General features: G+C 67.1%; 15 protein-coding genes. 12 read left to right on the top strand and 3 right to left on the bottom strand.

Annotated elements, in window-relative coordinates; translation table 11 throughout:
• Positions 1-152: 152 nt before the first annotated feature.
• Positions 153-1,031, bottom strand: coding sequence for a patatin-like phospholipase family protein (locus ACSLGO_RS07215; RefSeq protein ID WP_255300605.1), 879 nt, complete (start codon positions 1,029-1,031; stop codon positions 153-155).
• Positions 1,032-1,147: 116 nt separating this feature from the next.
• Between ACSLGO_RS07215 and ACSLGO_RS07210 the strand changes: the two genes are divergently transcribed.
• The 3 genes from ACSLGO_RS07210 (at position 1,148) to putP (ending at position 4,004) form a co-directional block, all read left to right on the top strand.
• Entirely contained in the window at positions 1,148-1,603 is a 456-nt protein-coding gene (locus ACSLGO_RS07210; RefSeq protein WP_091608259.1) for a 23S rRNA (pseudouridine(1915)-N(3))-methyltransferase RlmH, read from the top strand.
• Positions 1,604-1,691: 88 nt separating this feature from the next.
• A complete protein-coding gene (locus ACSLGO_RS07205; protein WP_436400760.1) occupies positions 1,692-2,339 on the top strand; it encodes a DUF4232 domain-containing protein in 648 nt (215 codons plus the stop codon).
• Between the two features lie 162 nt (positions 2,340-2,501).
• The gene (putP, locus tag ACSLGO_RS07200) at positions 2,502-4,004 is read left to right on the top strand and encodes a sodium/proline symporter PutP (protein ID WP_387006734.1); all 1,503 of its coding nucleotides are present in this window, start codon (positions 2,502-2,504) and stop codon (positions 4,002-4,004) included.
• A 105-nt stretch (positions 4,005-4,109) separates the two neighbouring features.
• Here the strand turns inward: putP and ACSLGO_RS07195 are convergent, their stop codons facing one another.
• Both ACSLGO_RS07195 and ACSLGO_RS07190 read right to left on the bottom strand, forming a co-directional pair.
• Positions 4,110-4,607, bottom strand: coding sequence for a hypothetical protein (locus ACSLGO_RS07195; RefSeq protein WP_436400759.1), 498 nt, complete (start codon positions 4,605-4,607; stop codon positions 4,110-4,112).
• Entirely contained in the window at positions 4,600-5,622 is a 1,023-nt protein-coding gene (locus ACSLGO_RS07190; RefSeq protein ID WP_152275039.1) for a LacI family DNA-binding transcriptional regulator, read from the bottom strand. The genes ACSLGO_RS07195 and ACSLGO_RS07190 overlap by 8 nt, the downstream gene beginning before the upstream one ends.
• 140 nt (positions 5,623-5,762) lie before the next feature.
• On the opposite strand from ACSLGO_RS07190, the gene ACSLGO_RS07185 reads away from it, so the two are divergent.
• The 9 genes from ACSLGO_RS07185 (at position 5,763) to ACSLGO_RS07145 (ending at position 20,224) form a co-directional block, all read left to right on the top strand.
• Positions 5,763-7,412 carry an ABC transporter substrate-binding protein gene (locus ACSLGO_RS07185; RefSeq protein WP_436400758.1) on the top strand — a complete coding sequence of 550 codons (1,650 nt, stop codon included), beginning with the start codon at positions 5,763-5,765 and terminating at the stop codon, positions 7,410-7,412.
• Positions 7,413-7,421: 9 nt separating this feature from the next.
• Positions 7,422-8,369, top strand: a complete 948-nt coding sequence (locus tag ACSLGO_RS07180) for an ABC transporter permease (RefSeq protein WP_152275040.1) — start codon at positions 7,422-7,424, stop codon at positions 8,367-8,369.
• Entirely contained in the window at positions 8,366-9,229 is an 864-nt protein-coding gene (locus ACSLGO_RS07175) for an ABC transporter permease (protein WP_263128169.1), read from the top strand. The genes ACSLGO_RS07180 and ACSLGO_RS07175 overlap by 4 nt, the downstream gene beginning before the upstream one ends.
• Positions 9,229-10,047: an ABC transporter ATP-binding protein gene (locus tag ACSLGO_RS07170; RefSeq protein WP_436400757.1), complete on the top strand. Its 819-nt coding sequence runs from the start codon at positions 9,229-9,231 to the stop codon at positions 10,045-10,047. Before ACSLGO_RS07175 ends, ACSLGO_RS07170 begins: the two co-directional genes overlap by 1 nt.
• Complete coding sequence (locus ACSLGO_RS07165; RefSeq protein WP_436400756.1) at positions 10,044-10,865, top strand: ABC transporter ATP-binding protein; 822 nt, start codon at positions 10,044-10,046, stop codon at positions 10,863-10,865. The genes ACSLGO_RS07170 and ACSLGO_RS07165 overlap by 4 nt, the downstream gene beginning before the upstream one ends.
• Entirely contained in the window at positions 10,862-11,947 is a 1,086-nt protein-coding gene (locus ACSLGO_RS07160) for a C45 family autoproteolytic acyltransferase/hydolase (RefSeq protein WP_091608283.1), read from the top strand. The genes ACSLGO_RS07165 and ACSLGO_RS07160 overlap by 4 nt, the downstream gene beginning before the upstream one ends.
• Positions 11,948-12,034: 87 nt before the next feature.
• On the top strand, positions 12,035-17,035 hold the full coding sequence (locus ACSLGO_RS07155) for an ATP-dependent helicase (protein ID WP_436400755.1): 5,001 nt from the start codon (positions 12,035-12,037) through the stop codon (positions 17,033-17,035).
• Between the two features lie 344 nt (positions 17,036-17,379).
• Complete coding sequence (locus tag ACSLGO_RS07150) at positions 17,380-18,186, top strand: DNA-formamidopyrimidine glycosylase family protein (protein WP_436400754.1); 807 nt, start codon at positions 17,380-17,382, stop codon at positions 18,184-18,186.
• 400 nt (positions 18,187-18,586) lie between these two features.
• Positions 18,587-20,224, top strand: a complete 1,638-nt coding sequence (locus ACSLGO_RS07145; RefSeq protein WP_436400753.1) for a DUF222 domain-containing protein — start codon at positions 18,587-18,589, stop codon at positions 20,222-20,224.
• Positions 20,225-20,745 lie beyond the last annotated feature (521 nt).

Here is a 20,745-nt window from a genome sequence, read left to right as displayed (position 1 = left end):
TCCGGCGGTGGGAACTGCGAGGTCTCTCAAGGAAGCGCCCTTCAGGCGCGGATATGCCATACCGGGATTATAGGTCTGAGCCGTTCGCATCGCCGTGGTTTTCCCCTTGGCGCCGCGGGGCGGCCGCTGCCCTCTCCTCAGCCTGCCGGCCCTCAGGCCCAGAAGTCCCGCAGCGCCGCCGCGGCCTCAGCGCCCTGCCGCCGTCCGGCCGCCGACGCCGGGATCCGGGTGGAGCGCAGCAGCGGATTCGCCCCAAACTCACGCAGGGCGGCTTCATCAGCCTCCACGACGAACGTGGAGCTGTGCTGCTGCAGCTTGGCCAGTGCCTGCGGAAGGCTGGGACCAAACGGACTCACCGGTGCCTCCGGACCGCAGGCCAGCACCAGCACCTTTCCGTATCCCTCGGCGACGTCGGCATTGGTGGCTGAGCGCATGCCGCCGTCCATGTAGGGCCGGCCAAGGATAGTCACCGGAGGCCACACCGTGGGCACCGCGCAGCTGGCCGCGACCGCCCGGGCCAGTTCGACGTCGGACGTTGCATCCAGGACCGTGAAGGAACCGTCCTCCGCATCCACCACCGCAATCCCAAAGGGTTTGTCCGGCCATTCAGCCCGGGGAAGCAGCGAGCGGATGCTTGAGACCCATTCCCCTTCGGTCATTACGGCGGGAGTGGTGCGCGCAAGCTGGCCTACCCGCGCCCGGGCCGCCTTCTCGTCGCCGTCGCCGCGTCCCGCCGTCGCCGTGAGTTCGATGAACGCCTCACTGCTGAAACCGCTGGGGTCCTGGTACGGCACATCGGTTCCCTGCGCGGCGAGGGCCTGCTCCGCGTCGTCGAGCTGTGCCGCCAGGACCTGGGGCAGCAGGCCGGAGCGAAGCGCGGCGCCCACCATCGAACCGGCGGAGGTGCCCACCACGAGGTCCGCCGCGTTGAGGTCGATACCGTCCTCCAGCAGCGCGGCCAGCACGCCCATTTCCCATGCGATCCCCGCTACTCCCCCGCCACCGAGGACCACCGCCCGTGTCTGGCTCATGCTGCGCTCTCCATTCTCTGTGCGGGACCACTGCCCGGGAGTCTAGACCCGCAGCCTGTCCAAGGCAGCCGGGCAGCGGGTTTCTGCCCTGTTCGCTGCCGGTATTCAATAGAGCCATGGCATTACGTGTTCTGATGGTCGGCCGCAAGCACGAGGACTGGGTGGTTGACGGGATCCGCCGCTACGAAAAGCGGCTGAAGAAGCCCTTCGACCTGTCCTGGGTGTCGATTCCGCATTCCGCGCGGGAAAACGACGCCGCCCGCAAGGAAGAATCGGAGCGGCTGCTGGGGAAGCTGGGCAGCGACTACGTGATCCTCCTCGATGAGCGCGGCAAGGCTATTACCTCCCCGCAGCTGTCGAAGACTCTGCAGAAACCGCTGGATAATTCGCGCAATGTCACGCTGATTATCGGCGGTGCCTACGGCGTGGACCAGAGCGTGCATGACCGCGCGGACTTCGTCTGGTCCCTCTCTCCCCTCGTCTTCCCGCACCAGCTGGTCCGCCTCATCCTCGCGGAGCAGGTCTACCGTGCCCAGGAGATCGCCGCGGGCCGGCCGTACCACCACGAATAGACTCCGGCGTCCGTAACAATTCGGTGTGCTTCGGGAAGGCACCGCGGTGCGGTTTGACCACGTCAGGCCACAGGTTCAGGGTGAACCCATGAGAACCAAGGTTTCAGTTTCCCCCTCCCTCGTTTTTGCCGGGCTGCTCACCGCCGGCCTGGTCCTGACCGGCTGCTCCGGCGGCAACGACGCGAAGGAGACACCCTCGCCGACGCCTTCCGCGAGCAGCTCGGCGAGTACGACGGCAAGCGGCTCGGCAAGCGGCTCAGCGAGCGCAAGTGCCGCGCCGCAGACTCCGGCTCCCGGCCCCGCAGACGGGGCGCCGCTCTGCACGGCGGACAAACTATCCGCCGATATCGAAGACACCCCCGGCGGCGGTGCTGCCGGCAGCGTCTACCGGGACCTGGTCCTGACGAACACCTCCTCCGCAGCGTGCTCCACTTTCGGCTACCCCGGCGTCTCCTACCTTGGGCAGTCTGGGACCCAGGTAGGCGCTCCGGCTATCCGGTCCGAGGGAACCGAAGCAGTCACGGTCACGCTGGAACCCGGGCAGTCCGCGGTTGCATCGCTGCAGGAAACCCGCCCGGAGAACTACGGAGACGAATGCTCCCGGGTACCGGTGTCCGGGCTTCGGATTTTCCCGCCGGATGACACGGCCTACCTCAATATCTCGCGGGCCGGGTACGGCTGCAGCAGCGAAAATGCGCAGCTCCTCCAGGTCGGGCCGCTGGCCGGCCCGCGCTAGCACAGCGATCTTCAGGCAGCCAAAACCGGCCGCTGGCAAATTGGCCGTCCCCTTCGGCACTTGGCATACTGTTGGGCACTTGTGGCCCGCGCCACCGATTTTGTGTGCGCGCAGGCCGTCTGAACCGACGCAAAGTGATACGGAACCGACCGGAACGGCTACATGACAGACGAAACGTACAAGCTGATTGCCCTGATCATTTACATGGCAGCCATGCTGGGAATCGGATGGTGGGCGTACCGCCGTACCTCTGACCTGGATGACTACATGCTGGCCGGGCGGGGCCTGAAGCCGGGTGTTGCGGCGCTGAGCGCGGGCGCCTCGGACATGTCCGGCTGGCTCCTGATGGGATTGCCCGGCGCCATCTACCTGGCCGGCCTCGCAGAAGCCTGGATCGCCGTCGGACTCACCATTGGTGCGTGGCTGAACTGGAAGTTCGTCGCGCCCAGGCTGCGCTCCTACACGCTGGTTGCCAACAACTCGATCACCGTCCCGAGCTTCCTGGAGAACCGCCTCAAGGACCGCAGCCGGATGCTCCGCGTGGTGTCCGGCGTCATCATCCTCGTCTTCTTCACCTTCTACGTTTCCTCCGGCATGGTGGCCGGCGGGGTGTTCTTCGAGAGCTCGTTCGGCTCCAGCTACACCACCGGCATGCTGATCGTGGGCGGCGTAACCATCGCCTACACCCTCTTCGGCGGATTCCTGGGCGCCAGCTACACCGACGTTGTGCAGGGCATGATGATGCTGCTCGCCCTCATCGCCGTACCGCTGGTGGGCATCTTCCTCGTCGGGGGCCCGTCCGGCATGGCTGAGTCCCTGCGCGAAATCGACCCAACCATGCTCAACCCGGTAGCAGGCACGACGGCGCTGGCCGTGATCTCGGCGCTCGCTTGGGGCCTGGGCTACTTTGGGCAGCCGCACATCATCGTCCGGTTCATGGCCCTGCGCTCCCCTGCGGACGCCGTAGCGGGCCGCCGGATTGGGGTTGGCTGGATGCTGCTCAGCGTTCTTGGTGCCGTGCTCACAGCGTTGGTCGGTGCTGCCTACTTCCAGCAGAATGACCTCACGCTCAGCGATCCCGAGGCCGTCTTCCTGAGCATGGCGGAAGTCCTGTTCCATCCGCTGGTTGCCGGCTTTGTGCTGGCCGCCGTCCTCGCCGCCATCATGAGCACCATTTCCTCCCAGCTGATCGTCACGTCCTCCGCACTGGTGGAGGACCTGTTCAAGATCGTGGTCAAGAAGGACGCATCCCAGCGGATGCTGGTCACCCTGGGCCGCGCTGCCGTGCTGGTGGTCTCCGTGGTGTCCATCCTCCTGGCACTGGACCGCAGCAACTCGATCCTCGACCTGGTCGGTTTCGCCTGGGCAGGTTTCGGTGCTGCCTTCGGGCCGACCATCCTGCTCTGCCTGTTCTGGCGCCGGCTCACGACCGCGGGCGCGCTGACCGGCATGGCTGCCGGGGCCGTCACCGCCTTCGCGTGGGGCAGCTCGGAGCTCACCTCCACGCTGTACGAGATCATCCCAGGCTTCGCCGTGAACCTGCTGCTCGCCGTCGTTGTCAGCCTGCTCACCCGGGCTCCGGAGGGGCTGGACAGCGACTTCGATGAGGCGAGGGACCTTGCCCGGCGCGGCGCGGAGGAACCGGACGCTGTTCCAGCCCATTAGCTGACCCGCCGCGGCGTTTGGGTGAGGAGCGGACGGCGGCGGCTGCGCGGGTTGGCTGGACCGGGACGCCCCGGCCGCACCGGTCCGACAAAGGCAGCCGGCGCTTCAGCCGTCCTGATCCCCGTCGTCGTCCTCCTCATGCTCAGCGGCCGGAATTTCGGTGAGGAGCATGGTTCCGCCCCGGTACTCCACCCGCCATTCGAAGCGCTGCTTCCAGCTCCCGCGGGAGACGATCCGCTCCCGTCCGATGCCTCCGTACGGTGCGTACCACTCCACCTGCCATCCGGCGCGGAGACGGGCCAGCGCGGCCTCGACGTCGCTGAACGCCGCATGCTGCGCTGCCTCCTTGCGCCGGCGGAAGTACGCCTCGGGAATCCAGAGGAGGAACCCGAGCAGGAAGCTGCCCACCAGAAGGTATGCCACGGCGTCGCCGGCCCGGGGCGGAAGCCAGGTACCGAACGGCAGCACGAGCAGCAGCGGAAGGAGCAGGCCCCAGCTGCCCAGCATCATCGCCTGAACAACCGCGGCCCTGCGCCGTGCCCGGGCCAGCCGGGCTGCCGCGGGGCCAGTCACCTCGACCGCGCGCAGCACTGGCTCAGCCATGGTCCGGACCGGCCGTAGTTGAACGCAGGATCAGGCGGGTGGACAGCGCCACCGGCTCAGCCGGTTTCCCGATCATCACGCGTGAGGTCAGCTGCTCCACGGCGTGCGCTGCGACGAGTTCCGGGTCCAGGTCAATGGCGCTGATAGCCGGAGAGGAGGAACGGGTCTGTTCCGAGTCGGCGCCTGCCACCAGCTGGACCTGACCCGGCAGACTGATCCCGTGTTCCGTGAATTCGTCCAGGATGCCGCGGGCATGCCGGCCGGTCAGGCAGTAGACCGCGTCCGGCAGGTCACCGTCGCGGAGCAGCTCCCGTGCTGCGGAGCGCCCTCCGTCCATTCCGTCCGCTTCGGGCCGGGCAACCACCCGCGCCTGCAGGCCGCGCTCCCCGGCCCATTGGTGGTAGGCGGCGGTGGACTCCAGGTTCCAGGAGTTCCGGTCGCACCCGGTCACCAGCGCGATCCGTTCCGCGCCGCGCTCCCGGAGCAGGTCAAGGATCCGGACGGTGTCCTCACCGTCCCCTGAGCCCACCCAGTTCGTAAAGGCGGGCCGGTCCGGAACACGGCCAATCGTGATGAAGGGCAGGGAGGCATCCTGCAGCAGGTCCAGGACCGGGTCCGCTTCGAGCGGATCGGCAATGATGTAGCCGTCCAGCGCCAGGGCCAGCGGCGGGCGCGGAAGTTTGGAGAGATCCCGCACCAGCATCACGCTCAGGTTCCGTTCCAGGCATTCAACTGCCACGGCGCCGGTCAGCCGGGTGAAATAGTCGACGCCGGAGGGCCGGTAGGTGCCCAGGGTATCCAGCGGGCGAAGCATCAGTCCGATGACGCCCAGCGGACCGCTGCGCATGCCGCGGGCCAACGGATCGGGCTGATAGCCGAGCCGGTCCGCTGCTTCGATGATCCGCTGCCGGGTCGCCGCAGCCAGCGTTCCTTTTCCATTCAGGGCATGGGACACCGCGGTGATGGATACATCCGCGGCACGGGCGACGTCGCGGATCGTGGTTTTTGACTGCAATATTTCTCCGTTCGTTCAGCTCCCGGTAACGGTTACGTAACGGTAGGCGAAGATCGACATATAAAACGTTTTATACACCTATATCTGGAAAGGAGCGGGCAGGAATCGCCCGGCTAGGTCCTCTTTTTGGAAGGGTGCATATGAAAAAGGCTGTACTTCCCACAGCGCTGGCACTGTCAGCCCTGCTGGCCATCACGTCCTGCAGCAGCGGCTCCGGCAGCGGCGGGGCAGCAGCGGACGGCGGGGACCGTCTGGCGGAACTCGCCGTGACAACCGACGCGGCAACCGGCAACCTTGACTCGGCGAGCTGGAACCTGCCGTTTGGCGAACCGGCGTCCCTGGATCCCATCCTGGCGTTCAACTACCCGGAAAACACGGTCGTCGCGAACATCTGCGAAGGCCTCATGATGATCCAGCCGGACTTCACCGTGACGCCCAACCTGGCCGAGTCCTTCGAGACCGAGGACGGCCAGACCTACGTCTACCAGCTGCGCGAGGGCGTCACCTTCTGGGACGGCAGCCCCATGACCGCGCAGGACGTGGCGTACAGCCTCAACCGGCACCTGGATCCGGCCGAGGGCAGCTACTGGGCGTCCGACGCCGTCAGCGGCAACGTGGCCTCCATTGAAGCGACCTCTGAATCCGAGGTCACCATCACCCTGAAGAACCCGGACTGGACCTACAACTCCTACATGGCCACCCCCATGGGCGTGGTGGTCTCCGAAGAGCACCGCAAGGCCGCCGGGGAGTCCTACGGAACCCCGCAGGGCGGAGTCATGTGCACCGGTCCGTACTCCGTCGAGGAATGGCAGAGCGGCCAGAGCATCACCCTGGCCAAGAACGAGAACTACTGGAATACCGAGCGCACCCCCAAGGTGGACAGCCTGGAAATCCAGTTCATCGTTGATCCAGCCGCCATTACCAACGCCCTGGTTTCCGGCGCCATCGACGGCTCCTACGACGTTCCGCTGAGCGCCGTGTCCCAGCTTGAAGCAGCCGGCAACGGTGAACTGATCCTGGGCAAGTCCCTGCAGATGCTCGCCATCATCGCTACCGGCGACGGCCCGCTGGCGGACCCTGCCGTGCGCAAGGCGCTCTGGACCGCCACGGACCAGGATGCTCTGGCCGCCACCGTGTACGAGGGCACCGCACGCCCGTCCGTCTCCCTGATTCCCGACGGCGGCTGGTCCTTCGCGGACGACGTCTTCTCCTCCTCCCGCTCCGAACTTCCCGGTGCCGGTGCCGACGTCGAGAAAGCCAAGGAAATCCTCGAAGACGCCACGGCAGACCTGTCCGAGCCGATCACCATCGTCTACCCGACGGAACGGTCCTTCTACGCGGACATGATCTCCGAGCTCAGCCGCGCCGGCAAGGAGATCGGCCTGGACGTCCAGCCCGAAGGGGTTCCGAGCGCCCAGTTCGGGGCCTTCTTCTCCGACCCGGAGGCCCGTGCCGGCCACGGTGCCTTCGTGACTACCAACTACATGGACGTTCCGGACCCGCTGGTCTTTCTGCGCACCATCGTGCAGGACGGCGGTTCGCAGAACTTCTCCGGCTACTCCAACCCGGAAATCGAAGAGCTGATCACCAAGGCAGAGGCCACCGCTTCGGAGACCGAGCGCGCCGAACTGACCGCCGAGATCGAGGCCCTGGCCATGGAGGACATGCCGTGGCTGCCGATCCTGGACCCCTCCGTACGGCTGTTCATGAGCGACCGCGTCACCGGCGTTCCGGCGTCCTTCGCCTACCTGTACTACCCCTGGGCCGCCGACCTCGGCGCAGCAGGGTAAGCAGGCACCATGAAATACATCGCCAAACGGCTTCTTGCCTTGGCTGGCATCCTGCTGGCTTCGAGCTTCGCAGTCTTTGGCGGCCTGTACCTGGCACCAGGAAGCCCCGAACAGTTCCTGGTGCAGGGACGGACCGTCAGCGCCGAAGTGCTCGCGTCCATCCGTGAGCAGTACAACCTCGACGATCCGTTCCTCACACGGTACGTATCCTGGGTGGGCAATGCCCTCCAGGGGAACTTTGGGCAGTCGCTGGCCAACCGGCAGGAAGTTGCCGACCTGCTGGCCAACCGCCTCCCCACCACCCTGTGGCTCACCGGCCTGGCCGCAGTCCTGATCATCGTCCTGGGCGTAGGCCTGGGCACGGTGGCCGGGCTGCGGCCGGGCGCCCTGGACAACATCATCCTGTTCGCCTCCAACCTCGGCTTCGCGGTTCCCACCTTCTTCGCCGGCCTGCTCCTGATGAGCCTGTTCAGCGTGCAGCTGGGCTGGTTCCCGGTCTTCGGGTCCGGCAGCGGAGAAGGCATAGCGTCCCGGCTGACGCACCTCACGCTTCCCGCGCTGGCGCTGGCACTGCCGTCCATCGCCGTCGTCGCCCGGATCACCCGCACCGCGGTGCGCGAGGAACGCCAGTCCGAGCATGCCCAGACTGCCCGCTCCCGCGGCGTGCCCGAACGTGTGCTCATTCCCCGCCATGTCATCCGCAATGCCCTGCTGCCGGTCACCACCGTGTCCGGCGTGCACATCGCGGGCCTGCTGGCGGGCGCGTTCGTTGTCGAGTCAGTGTTCACGCTGGACGGCATCGGGGCACTGCTGGTGACCTCCATCCAGCAGAAGGACTTCGCGGTGGTGCAGGCCGTGGCCCTGATCATGGTGGTGGCGTTCGGCGTCATCAACCTCCTGGTGGATCTGCTGTATGCCGTCATTGATCCCCGCGTCCGGGTGGGAGGAGCATCATGAGCGCCCCGGCACTGAACCTCCGCAAAGCACGACGGCGGCACTCCGGCGGCGTCTTCAGCGGTCCGCTGGCAAGGATTTGCCTGGGCTGGCTGGCATTCGTGCTGCTGCTCGCCGTCCTCGGCCCGCTCATCAGCCCGTTTGATGCCACCGAGGGAAATATCGTTGACCGATACCTCTCCCCCGGCGCAGAACATTGGCTCGGCACCGACCAGGCCGGACGGGACCTTTTCACCCGCCTCGCGGTGGGCGCCCGGTCCACCATCCTGGCGGCGCTGGCCGTGGCCGCATTGACCGTCCTCATCGGCGGCACGCTGGCCCTGGTGGCCGTCTGGTTCGGCGGCCGCGTGGACGGTGCCATCACCCGGTTCCTGGACTTCCTCTTCGCCTTCCCCAACCTGCTGCTCGCCGTGCTGGCCGTGGCCGTCTTCGGGGCGGGGGTTGAAACCGCCGTCGTTGCCCTGGCCATCGGTTTCTCCCCCTATACCGCCCGCGTGATCCGCTCCGTTGCGCTGCGCGAGCGAAACCTGCCCTACGTGAAGTCCGCCGAGCTGCAGGGTATTTCCGGGCTGGTCATCACTTTCCGGCACCTGCTGCCAAACGTGAAGCAGCAGATCCTCACCGGTGCCAGCATCAACTTCGGCTACGCCATGATCGACCTCGCGGCCCTGTCCTACCTGGGTTTCGGCGTCCAGCCGCCGGATGCCGACTGGGGCCTGATGATCTCCTCCGGCCAGGCTTCGCTGCTGGCCGGTTATCCGCAGGAAAGCATCTATGCCGGCGCCTGCATTGTCCTGACCGTCGCCGCCCTGGGCTACCTGGGCGAGCAGCTCGGCGGCCGCCGCGCCGCAGGGAGGGCATGATGCTCACACTCGAAAAAGTTGGCCTCGCCATCGGATCCGGCCCGGACACCATGACCCTGCTGGAGGACATCAGCCTGCAGGTCGGTCCCGGGGAATCCCTGGGGCTGGTGGGCGAATCCGGGTCCGGCAAGTCCATGACCCTGCGCAGCATCCTGCGCACACTCCCTGACGGCAGCGTCTCCAGCGGCACCGTCCGCTATCGGGACAAGGACATCACCACGCTTTCCCGCGAGGAACTGCGCCGCTTCCGGGCGGCCGAAGTATCGATGATTTCGCAGAACCCCCTGGCCGCACTGAACCCGGTGCTGCGGGTGGAGCGTTTCCTGATCGAAGGAATCCAGGCCGCGAAACCGCGGACTTCCGCTGCCGAAGCGCGGAAAACCGCGCTCGCGCTGCTCGCCGACGTCGGCATCCATGACCCCGAGCGCTGCCTGCGTTCCTATCCGCACCAGCTCTCCGGCGGCATGCTCCAGCGTGTGGTCATTGCCGGATCCGTGGCGCGGGGCAGCTCGCTGCTGCTCGCGGATGAACCGACGACGGCGCTGGATGTCACCACCCAGTCCGACGTCGTCGCGATCCTCAACGAGGCGCGGACCGACGCCGGAATGGCGATGATCTTCGTGACCCATGACCTCGACCTCGCTGCAGCTGCCTGCCAGCGGATCGCCGTGATGCAGAAAGGACGCATCGTGGAAGCCGGCCCGGCCCAGTCCGTGCTGGGATCCCCGCAGCATGAGTACACACAGATGCTGGTCGCTTCCAAGCCCAGCCTCACCCGGCGCGCCTCCGCGCCCGTTCCTTCGGAGGACGGCAAATGAGCACCATGGTTACGGCCGACAACCTGAACCGGACTTTCACCTCGGGTTCCGGACGCTCGAAGCGTTCCGTCCACGCCGTGAAGGACGTCAGTTTCCGGATTGAGCGGGGCACCTGCCTGGCCGTGGTGGGAGAATCCGGGTCCGGGAAGACCACCGTGGCCCGCATGCTCGTGGGCCTGGAGTCCGCAGACTCAGGCACCATCACGGTGGACGGCCGGCAGGTCACCGCAGGCTCGTCCCGGCGGATCCGGCGGCAGCGGTCCAAGGACATCCAGATGGTATTCCAGGACCCGCAGGGCAGCCTCAACCGGCGGCTGCCCGTCTCCACGGCCGTCACCGAAATCCTGCAGGCGCACGGCACACTCGACGCCGCCGCCCGCCGGGAGCGCTGCCTGGCGCTGTTCGCCGAAGTGGGGCTGGAAGCCGGGCACGCGTCGTCGTACCCTGACCAGCTCTCCGGCGGGCAGAAGCAGCGTGTCGCAATTGCGCGCGCGTTGGCAGCAGAACCGTCCGTCATCGTCCTGGACGAGGCAGTCTCCGCCCTGGACGTCACCGTCCAGGCGCAGATCCTCGCCCTGCTCGAACGGCTGCGCCTTGAGAGGCAACTGACCTACCTCTTTATTACCCATGACCTGGCCGTGGCCCGGCAGGTGGCAGACACGGTGATGGTGATGCAGCTGGGTTCCGTCGTTGAATACGGAACGGCAGGCGAGGTGCTCGACGCGCCGACGCACCCCTACACCCGCCAGCTGATGGACAGCGCGCCCCGTCCCGGGTGGGTGCCGCGCCGCCGCGACACAACCGGAGCTGTTTCATGAGCGGATTTCCGCACCCGTCCCCTGCCCTGATCACCATTGCCGCAGACAGCGCCCGTGAACGCGGCGTCCAGCGGGGGCAGGCCGCGCGGGACGCGCTGTCCTCCGCATGGCAGGTGTATGCGGATCTCTTTGCTGCCGGCGGCATCGGTGCCGAGCGCGTTGAGCACGAAGCTCTCGCGTCACTGGCTGCGGTCCGACAGTGGATTCCTGACCTGGCCGCCGAGATTGACGGGACTGCCGCCGGTGCCGGGCTTCCGGTCTGGCAGACGGCGGCCCTGAACGCCCGCACCGAAATCCTCTCGCTCGCCAAGGGGCGCCTGCCCGGGGAATGCTCTACCGTCATCAGCACCATCCCCGGGCGTGTCTTCTCCGCCCAGACCTGGGACTGGCATGAGGAACTTGCAGCAGCCTGGCACCTGCAGTCGGTGGCCCATCCGGGCGGCAGGTTCGTCGGGATGACCGAATACGGGATCCTGGGAAAGATCGGCGTCAACAGTTTCGGGGTGGGAGTTCACCTCAACGTCCTGGGACACCGCGAGGACACTCCGGGAGCGGTTCCCGTCCACGTCGCCGCAGCCGCCGTGCTGTATTCCGCCCGGACCCTGGACGAAGCCGTTGATCTGCTCACCTCGGCTCCGGTTACAACTTCCAGCTGCATTTCGGTGGTGACGCAGCAGGGGGCGCGGATGGTGGAACTCAGCCCTGCCGGCGCGCAGGTGGTCGGCGGTTCCGGGAACTACCTGCTGCACACCAACCACTTCCTGTCCTCGGTGCCAGCTGCCGGTGAGAGGACAGAGCTTTACCAGCCGGACTCGGACCAGCGGATGGACCTGCTCCGGCGGCGGAGCGGCGGGCATTTCGATCCTGTGACCACGGCCGATCTGGTGCCGTATCTCTGCTCGAACCCGGGAGACGGCGCGGACCTGTGCTGTGTTCCGGCAGCCGGTGCCCGGTTCGGGGACCGCTGGCGCACGCTGGCCACAGCGCTGATTGAGCCTGAAGCGGCGCAGCTGCGGGTTTCTCCGGGGGCACCCACGGAGGCGGGGCCGGGCACCTGGCGGGTCCTTTCGGCGTTTGCCTGACCCTGCCGCCGCGCCGCGGATTTAGCCGGGAGCCGAACGCTGCGGCGGGGACCACGGAATGTCAGTGGGGTGGTGAACAATGGGTGCATGACGTCGGCAGGCACGGTGCTCCAGAAGTTCACCCCCGCCACCCGGGACTGGTTCACGGGTGCCTTCACCGAGCCGACTGCCGCGCAGACCGGCGCCTGGGACGCCATCTCGGAGGGGTCGAATGCGCTGGTCATCGCGCCCACCGGATCCGGCAAGACGCTGGCGGCGTTCCTGTGGTCCCTGGACAGGTTTATCGCCGACGCCGCTGCGCCGGGTTCAGCGGGCGGCTCGTCCCAGGCTGCGCTCGCTGTATCCGACGGCGCTGCTGCCAGCGAGGCCGGGGCCGGTTCCGGTGCGGTGGCCGGCGGCGCGGTGGCCGGTTCCGGTGCGGCAGCCGGTTCCGGAGCGGCAGCCAAGCGCGGGCGGGCGTCCGCATCGTCGTCCGCCAAGGTACCCAAGCGGAAGACCAAGGTCCTCTACATCTCCCCGCTGAAGGCACTGGGCGTGGATGTCGAGCGGAACCTCCGGGCTCCGCTGATCGGCATTACGCAAACGGCGAAGCGGCTTGGCCTTCCGGCGCCGGCCATCACCGTGGGCGTCCGCTCGGGAGACACACCGCAGAACGAACGCCGCGCCCTCCTGACCCGGCCACCGGACATCCTGATCACCACGCCGGAGTCCCTGTTCCTGATGCTCACCTCCCAGGCGCGGGAGACACTGTCAGAGGTGGACACCGTCATTGTGGACGAGGTCCACGCCGTGGCGGGCACCAAGCGCGGCGCCCACTTGGCCGTTTCACTCGCCCGGCTGGATGCCATGCTGGACAAGCCGGTGCAGCGCATCGGACTCTCCGCCACCGTTGAGCCGCAGGAAACCGTAGCCCGGTTCCTGGGCGGCAACGCTCCGGTGCGGATTGTCTCGCCCAAGTCCCGGAAGAACTGGAACCTGACCGTCACCGTTCCGGTGGAGGACATGACGGACCTCGGCCAGGCACCCGCCGAGGACACTGTGGAGGGCGGGTTCGCTCCGCAGGCCAGTATCTGGCCCCATGTGGAGGAGAAGATTGCGGACCTCATCGAGTCCAACCGTTCCACCATCGTCTTCGCCAACTCCCGCCGTCTGGCCGAACGGCTCACCGCTCGCCTGAACGAAATCCATGCCTACCGGCTCGAAGCGGCGCAGGCAGCCGAGACCGCCACCGGCACCGATGGTCTGCCCGCAGTTCCCCCGACAGTGCCCGCGGGCCGTGCCCCGGCGCAGCTCATGGCCCAGGCCGGGGTCTCCATCCGCGCCCGCCAGGAGGACACCGCCGTCGACGACGACGCGCCCGTTCTGGCCCGCGCCCACCACGGTTCAGTGTCCAAGGACCAGCGGGCCATGATCGAGGATGACCTGAAGTCCGGCCGGCTTCGCTGCGTGGTCGCCACGAGCTCGCTGGAACTGGGCATTGACATGGGTGCCGTGGACCTCGTGGTCCAGGTTGAGTCGCCCCCGTCGGTGGCCAGCGGCCTGCAGCGCGTGGGCCGTGCGGGCCATCAGGTCGGAGAAATCTCCCAGGGCGTTATGTTCCCCAAGCACCGCGGGGACCTGCTGAACTCCGCCGTCACGGTGGAACGGATGCTTGCCGGTCAAATCGAACCGCTGTTCATTCCCGCGAACCCGCTGGACATCCTGGCCCAGCAGACCGTCGCCGCCTGCGCTTTGGGAAGCATCGATGTGGAGGAATGGTTCGACGTCGTGCGCAGTTCCGCGCCCTTCGCCGGGCTGCCGCGTTCAGCTTTCGATGCCACCCTGGACCTGCTTTCCGGCCGCTACCCGTCCGACGAGTTTGCCGAACTGCGGCCGCGCATCATCTGGGACCGCAACGAGAACACGATCACCGGACGCCCGGGGGCCCAGCGCCTGGCGGTGACGTCCGGCGGCACCATCCCGGACCGCGGGCTGTTCGGGGTGTATCTCGTCGGCGACTCTGAGGGCAAGAACAGCCGCCGCGTCGGCGAGCTCGACGAAGAAATGGTCTACGAATCCCGGGTTGGGGACATCTTCGCCCTGGGCGCCACCAGCTGGCGGATCGAGGACATCACCCACGACCGTGTGCTGGTCTCCCCCGCGTTCGGGCAACCGGGCAAGCTGCCGTTTTGGCGCGGCGATTCCCAGGGCCGGCCGGTTGAACTGGGCCGCGCACTGGGCAAGTTCGTCCGTGAAATGGCCGGCACGGGAGACGCGGAAGCGCGGGAGCGGCTCGACGGCGTCGGGCTGGATGAGTGGGCGTCCGGAAACCTGATGGCGTACCTGCGCGAGCAGCAGCAGGCCACCGAGGTAGTGCCGAGCGACAAGACCCTGGTGATCGAGCGTTTCCATGACGAGCTGGGCGACTGGCGTGTAGTCCTCCACAGCCCGTTCGGCATGCCGGTCCACGCTCCCTGGGCCTTGGCGGTCGGCGCCCGGCTGCAGCAGCGGTACGGTTTGGACGGTTCCGCGATGGCCTCCGACGACGGCATAGTGCTGCGGGTGCCGCTGATGGAGGACGAGCCGCCGGGAGCCGAGCTGTTCCTGTTCGAACCTGATGAGCTGGAAGCGATCGTCACCGGCGAGGTGGGCGGTTCGGCGCTGTTCGCGTCGCGTTTCCGTGAGTGTGCCGCCCGGGCGCTGCTGCTGCCGCGGCAGAATCCGGCCAAGCGGACTCCATTGTGGCAGCAGCGGCAGCGCTCTGCCCAGCTCCTGGACGTGGCCCGTAAGTTCCCCACGTTCCCTATCGTGCTGGAAACCGTGCGCGAGTGCCTGCAGGATGTCTATGACCTTCCGGCGCTGAAGGACATCGCCGGCGCCGTCGAACGCCGTGAAATCCGGTTGGTGGAAACTACTACCCAGCAGCCGTCGCCGTTCGCCCGGTCCCTGCTTTTCGGCTACGTCGGTGCGTTCCTGTACGAGGGCGATTCCCCGCTGGCCGAACGCCGTGCGGCCGCACTGTCCCTGGATCCCACGCTCCTGAACGAGCTGCTGGGCCGGGCCGAGCTGCGCGAACTCCTGGACGCGCGGATTATCGCGCAGACCGAGGCTGAGCTGCAGCGCCTCGCGCCGGACCGGCGTGCCCGCGGACTGGAGGGCGTCGCTGACCTGCTGCGCCTGCTCGGACCGCTGACGGCAGCGGAGGTTGCCGCCCGGCTGGAGCCGGCCACACCCGGTTCTTCGGATTCCCCTGTTCCGGAAAACGCTCCAGACGCCCATGCCACCGAAGCGGAGGCGGAGCAGCTGCTGCGCGAACTGGTCCGCTCCAACCGTGCCCTTCAAGCAGGAATCGCCGGCGCTCAGCGCTATGCCGCGATCGAGGACGCTGCCCGGCTGCGGGATGCCTTGGGCGTTCCGCTGCCAATGGGTGTTCCGCTGGCCTTTATTGAACCGGTTCCGGATCCGCTGGGTGACCTGGTGGGGCGGTATGCCCGCACCCACGGTCCCTTCACGGCAGCTGAGGCTGCCGCCAGGCTGGGACTCGGCGTCGCCGTCGTCACCACTACGCTGCAGCGTCTGGCAGGCGAGGGCCGGGTTGCCGAAGGCGAGTTCCGGCCCACGGAGGCGCAGGTACTGGACGCGGTCTCGGGCGTGGACCAGACCCCGCCGGCCGTCATCACGATGCCCGGCGTTCCGGCCGGTTCGGAGTGGTGTGACGCTGAGGTGCTGCGCCGCCTGCGGCGCCGGTCCCTGGCGGCGCTGCGCTCCGACGTCGAACCCGTGGACCCTCCCACCTACGGCCGGTTCCTGCCTGCGTGGCAGAACGTGGGGTCCTCGCTGCGGGGGCTCGACGGCGTCGCAACCGTGATCGACCAGCTCTCCGGAGTGCCAATTCCGGCGTCTGCGTGGGAGCCCCTCATCCTCGGATCCCGGGTGCGCGATTATGCTCCGGCGATGCTCGATGAGCTGACCGCCACCGGCGAGGTGATCTGGTCCGGCACAGGATCGCTGCCCGGCAATGACGGCTGGATCTCACTGCATCTGGCGGAGAACGCCGCGCTGACCCTGAATCCTGACCCCGACTTTGCGCCCTCCGAGCTGCAGTCCCGGCTGCTGGACCTGCTCTCCGGTTCCGGAGCGTACTTCTTCCGGCAGCTTTCCGAGGCGGTGAACAGTGCACCGCTGCAGGACGGCGGCTCGCTGCTGCCGGATTCGGAGATCGTCACTGCCCTGTGGGAGCTGGTCTGGGCCGGGAGGATCTCCAACGACACGTTCACGCCCGTCCGGTCCCTGCTCTCCGGCGGGAAGACCGCGCACAAACAGCGCGCTTCGACTCCGCGGGCGCGCACGGCACGGCTTGGACGGATGGGCCGGGGTTCCCTGAGCAGTTCCTCGCTGCGGCTGGCCGGTGCTGCCGGGGATGCTCCGGCGCGTGGTCCGCAGCCGCTGGTTGCCGGCCGTTGGAGCCTGCTACCGGCAGTGGAAACGGATACCACCGTCCATGCCCATGCAACGGCCGAGCTCCTGATGGACCGGTACGGAGTCGTGACCCGCGGCTCGGTGGCCAGCGAGGGTGTTCCCGGCGGGTTCGGGCTGCTGTACAAGGTGCTGGCCCGGCTCGAGGAAATGGGACGCTGCCGGCGCGGCTACTTCATTGAGCAGCTGGGTGCGGCCCAGTTTGCTGTCCCTGCGACTGTTGACCGGCTGCGGTCCTTCTCCCGGGAGAACCAGCTGGCGGTTCCCGCTCCCGAGGCCGTGGCGCTGGCCGCCACGGATCCCGCGAATCCGTACGGTGCGGCCCTGCCCTGGCCGGCCTCCGACGGCGGCCATCGCCCGGGACGGAAGGCGGGGGCTCTGGTGGTGATGGTCGACGGCGAGCTGGTGCTGTACGTCGAGCGCGGAGGAAAGACCCTGCTGACCTACACCGACGATCCGGAGATTCTGCTGCTTGCCGGTGCGGCCTTGGTGGGGATTATCCGCCGCGGTGCGGCCGAGAAGATGGCGGTGGAGAAGGCCAACGGCGTGGATGTGCTGGACACTCCGGTGGCCACGGCCCTGCTGGCTGCTGGGTTCTATTCGACACCGAAGGGACTTCGCTACCGTGTCTGAGTCTGTTGTGAGGGCGGAGCTTGGGGCGTGCGTCTGCGCGCCAGGTCTTGGGCGGGTGGCGGGCCGGAGCCTGGCGGGCCGTGGGCGTGACGCGGGTCGCCAGCCCGCGGGGGGCCGCGGCACCCCTCGAACCCCTCGTGCGACGACCCCACTTCCAACCGTTCTGTCCGCCCGTATTCTTGCGCACATGTTTTCTCATCCCGCTCACGCCCTCCCCACCGCACACCAGCCTGCGGCGTCGAGCTCTCTTCCCGCTCACGCCCTGCCCACCGCACACCAGCCCTCGGCGTCGATCTCCCCTCCCGCTCACGCCCTGGTGGTCCGGCCGAACCTGGAGGTATGCAGTGCCTGAGGGCGATACCGTCTGGCGTGCTGCCCGCGGACTCCATACCGCGCTGGCCGGCGCCGAGCTGACCCGGACTGATTTCCGGGTTCCACGCTTTGCCACAACAGATCTCAGCGGACGCGCGGTTGAAGAGGTGGTCTCCCGCGGGAAGCACCTCCTCATCCGGATTGCTCCGGGCCCGGGGGAGGCTGAGGGCTGGAGCATCCACTCGCATCTAAAAATGGAGGGACTGTGGCACGTCTATGGCCGCGGCGAGCGTTGGCGCCGTCCGGCTTTCAAGGCGCGGGCTGTCCTGGAGACGGCGGACAAACAGGCCGTGGGGTTCGAGCTCGGAATCCTGCGAGTATTTCCTCGCAGCGGCGAAGAGGAAGCCGTTGGCTACCTCGGTCCGGACTTGCTGGGTCCGGACTGGGATGCTGCGGAGGCGCTGCGACGACTGGCGTCGGTACCTGAACGTCCGCTGGGGCTGGCACTGCTGGACCAGCGGAATCTGGCCGGTATCGGTAACGTCTACCGGTGTGAGCTGTGCTTCCTGGCTGGCGTCCATCCACTCACTCCCATCCAGGACGTTCCCGATCTGGAACGGATCGTAGACCTGTCAAAGCGGCTTCTGGAAGCGAACAAAGCCCGGTCCCGGCGCATCACGACGGGCCTCGCCGGGCGTGATCCGCTCTGGGTCTACAACCGGGAGAAGCGGGGCTGCCTGCGATGTGGGACGAAGGTCGTTCATGAGCTGCTCGGGGATACCGAACTGGAGCTGCGGGACCTGTACTACTGCCCGCATTGCCAGCCTGCCTTGGGCTGATCGGGCCCCTACGCCACGGGTTCGAGCCAGCTGCGTGCCGTCTGGGGCTGAGCCGGGAGTAGTCCCGCCGCCGCTTCCGGTCTTTCCCCCCCCTACGTAGGACGGGCCGGCGCCGGGGACTTGACCGCTGTTCCTCTCGACGTCAGTCGCGTCCCCCGATAGCTGTGGCTGCTCCCTTTTCTCCGCCCCCTGACTGCCCCTCCGCCTCTCCCCCTCACTGCCCCACCGCCCCTCTCCTTCACTGCCCCACCGCCCCTCCCGCCACCTGCCCCACCGCCTCTCTCCCCCCCCCCCTGACTGCCCCTCCCCAAGACTCGATAGGTCCATCCCGCAGGAACGTTTCTCCACAATGTGCGGGCCTACGCTTAGAGTCCCTCGTGCGGGCCGCAATGCTAAACCAATGAGACCGGATAGCAGCACCGAAAGCGACAGTGGACCCGACTGCCCGCTTGTCTCTGGCTTTGCGACTTTTCTGGACACCTTCACCGTTACCGATACAACCAACACTGCACCAGATCCGGCCGAGGAGACGCCACCCGCGCAGGCCCCCACAGACACGACGCCAGGGCCTGGCTTGCGGGGAAGTCTGGAGTTCGTCCAGGCAGATTCAGTCTCCGCAGCAGATGCAGTACCCATCTTGAGGCAACTGGCTGCCCTTGTGTCCTGGGCACAGGCACAGCAGGCCCTGGTCATCCATCGGATGGAAACAGATCTGCGGCGCGAGATTGAGGAGAACCTCGGCACCGTCGACGGCTCGGTGGCACTTTCCGCCGCTGCCGCCGAAGTCGGTTCGGCCCTGAACTTGCCGCATATGAGCGCCATGGCACTCGTCAGCGAGTCGGACACGCTCTGTACTGTGAACCGTTCCACCCACGCCCAGCTATCCCGTGGGGCCATCAGTTACCGTCATGCGCAACGCATCATGGATGAAGTTCGCGCGGTGCCATCACCTGAAGCGCCCATATTCGAGGACGAACTCCTCCAGCTGGCCGAAGGCCGGACCTGCGCGCAGTTCACAGCGAAAGCACGACGGCTTCGTGAATCCCGCTGGCCTGAAACCATAAACATCCGGCACCGCCAGGCACTCGAACTAAGACGTGTGAGTCTCGACCCCAAACCTGACGGCATGGTGGAACTCTGCGCTCTGGTCACAGCCGAAAAGGGTCAGGCGATCTTCAATTCGCTGACTGCCTCCGCACGGACTGCCCGTTCTGCCGGAGACCAGCGGACACTCGACCAGCTTCGAACCGATACGCTCACGGCCCTGCTCCTGGAGGTTCCTCCGTTTGCGGGCTCATCTCACGCAAGCAGTTTCATTTCGTGTTCCAGTGAACCGGCTGCTGCAGCGGTTCCCTCTCCGCCACAGGCTGAAGACCCCCGCGGAATCCGTACAGAGGTCATGGTTCTCATCGATGCAGAGACCCTGCTAGGTGCGGAGGACAAACCAGCAGAACTCAATGGTTACGGACCTATTGCCGCAGACGCTGGCCGCAGGCTGGCACGCCAGGCGCTGCATTGGACTGGGATCCTGCGGGACAACTCATCCGGTGAGGTCCTCGCCGTCGGCCGCCGAAGAAAGGTCCCGGCAGGTTTGAAACGGTGGTTGCAGGCCCGGGACGGAACATGCAGATTCCCAGGGTGCCGCGTCAGCACATTCCGAACCGAAATCGATCACACAGTCCCCTGGGGGCTGGGCGGAGAAACGGAACATGGCAACCTCAGCAACCTCTGTCCCAAACACCACCGGCTCAAGACTCTCGGCCTGTGGGAAGCCCGCCAACGCCAACCCGGGAAACTCGAGTGGGTCTCACCCCTGGGACAGACGTACGGTTCCGCCGCCCAGCTGGACTTCAGACAGGCACGGGAGACTGCGGCCCCCGCGTCGGAATCCGCCTTCCCCGGGCATCGGGAGAGGTTTTCTGGGCCTCCTTCTCCGGACGAGGGCGACGGTGAGGACATGAGCGACGGTGAGGACAAGGGCGACAGCGAGGGCAAGGGCGACAGCGAGGACAATGGCGCGGATCCGCCGCCCTTCTAAAAGACAATCCATAGCAGCGGCCGCCCTTCTGAACCGTGACGGGCTAGTGCGCCAACCGCTACGAGCCCACGGAGATGCTCGTATTGGCCTCGTGCGGTCCCCCGCAACGTACCGAACCGCCAACACGCTTCCAGCTGAGGTCAACTTCATGCTCTGCGAGAAGATGACCACTCACCGAAAACGCCCTGAGCTGGATGGTGTCGGGTGTCTGCATCGGGGTCGTAAGTGTCCAGCCGGTCCCGGTTTTGGTAACGGCGACGGTTTCCAGCGTTGAGCCGGATTCCCCCGGCTCTGCGGACCCACCGAACCCACCCGGATCACCCGGTTCACCCGACTCACCGGACCGACCCGGTTCACCCGACTCACCGGACCGACCCGGTTCACCCGACTCCCCGGACTCAACCGACCCACCGGACTCAGCGAATCGACCCGACTCATCTGATGCCCCGAATGTGCCGGACCGAGTATATCCACCGGCCTTACCGGAATAACATGAACCGGCAAAGCAGACTTCCAGACGG

Source organism: Arthrobacter sp. IK3 (genome assembly GCF_051337705.1).
GTDB lineage: Bacteria > Actinomycetota > Actinomycetes > Actinomycetales > Micrococcaceae > Arthrobacter_B > Arthrobacter_B koreensis.
This window is presented reverse-complemented; position numbering and strand designations above follow the sequence as displayed.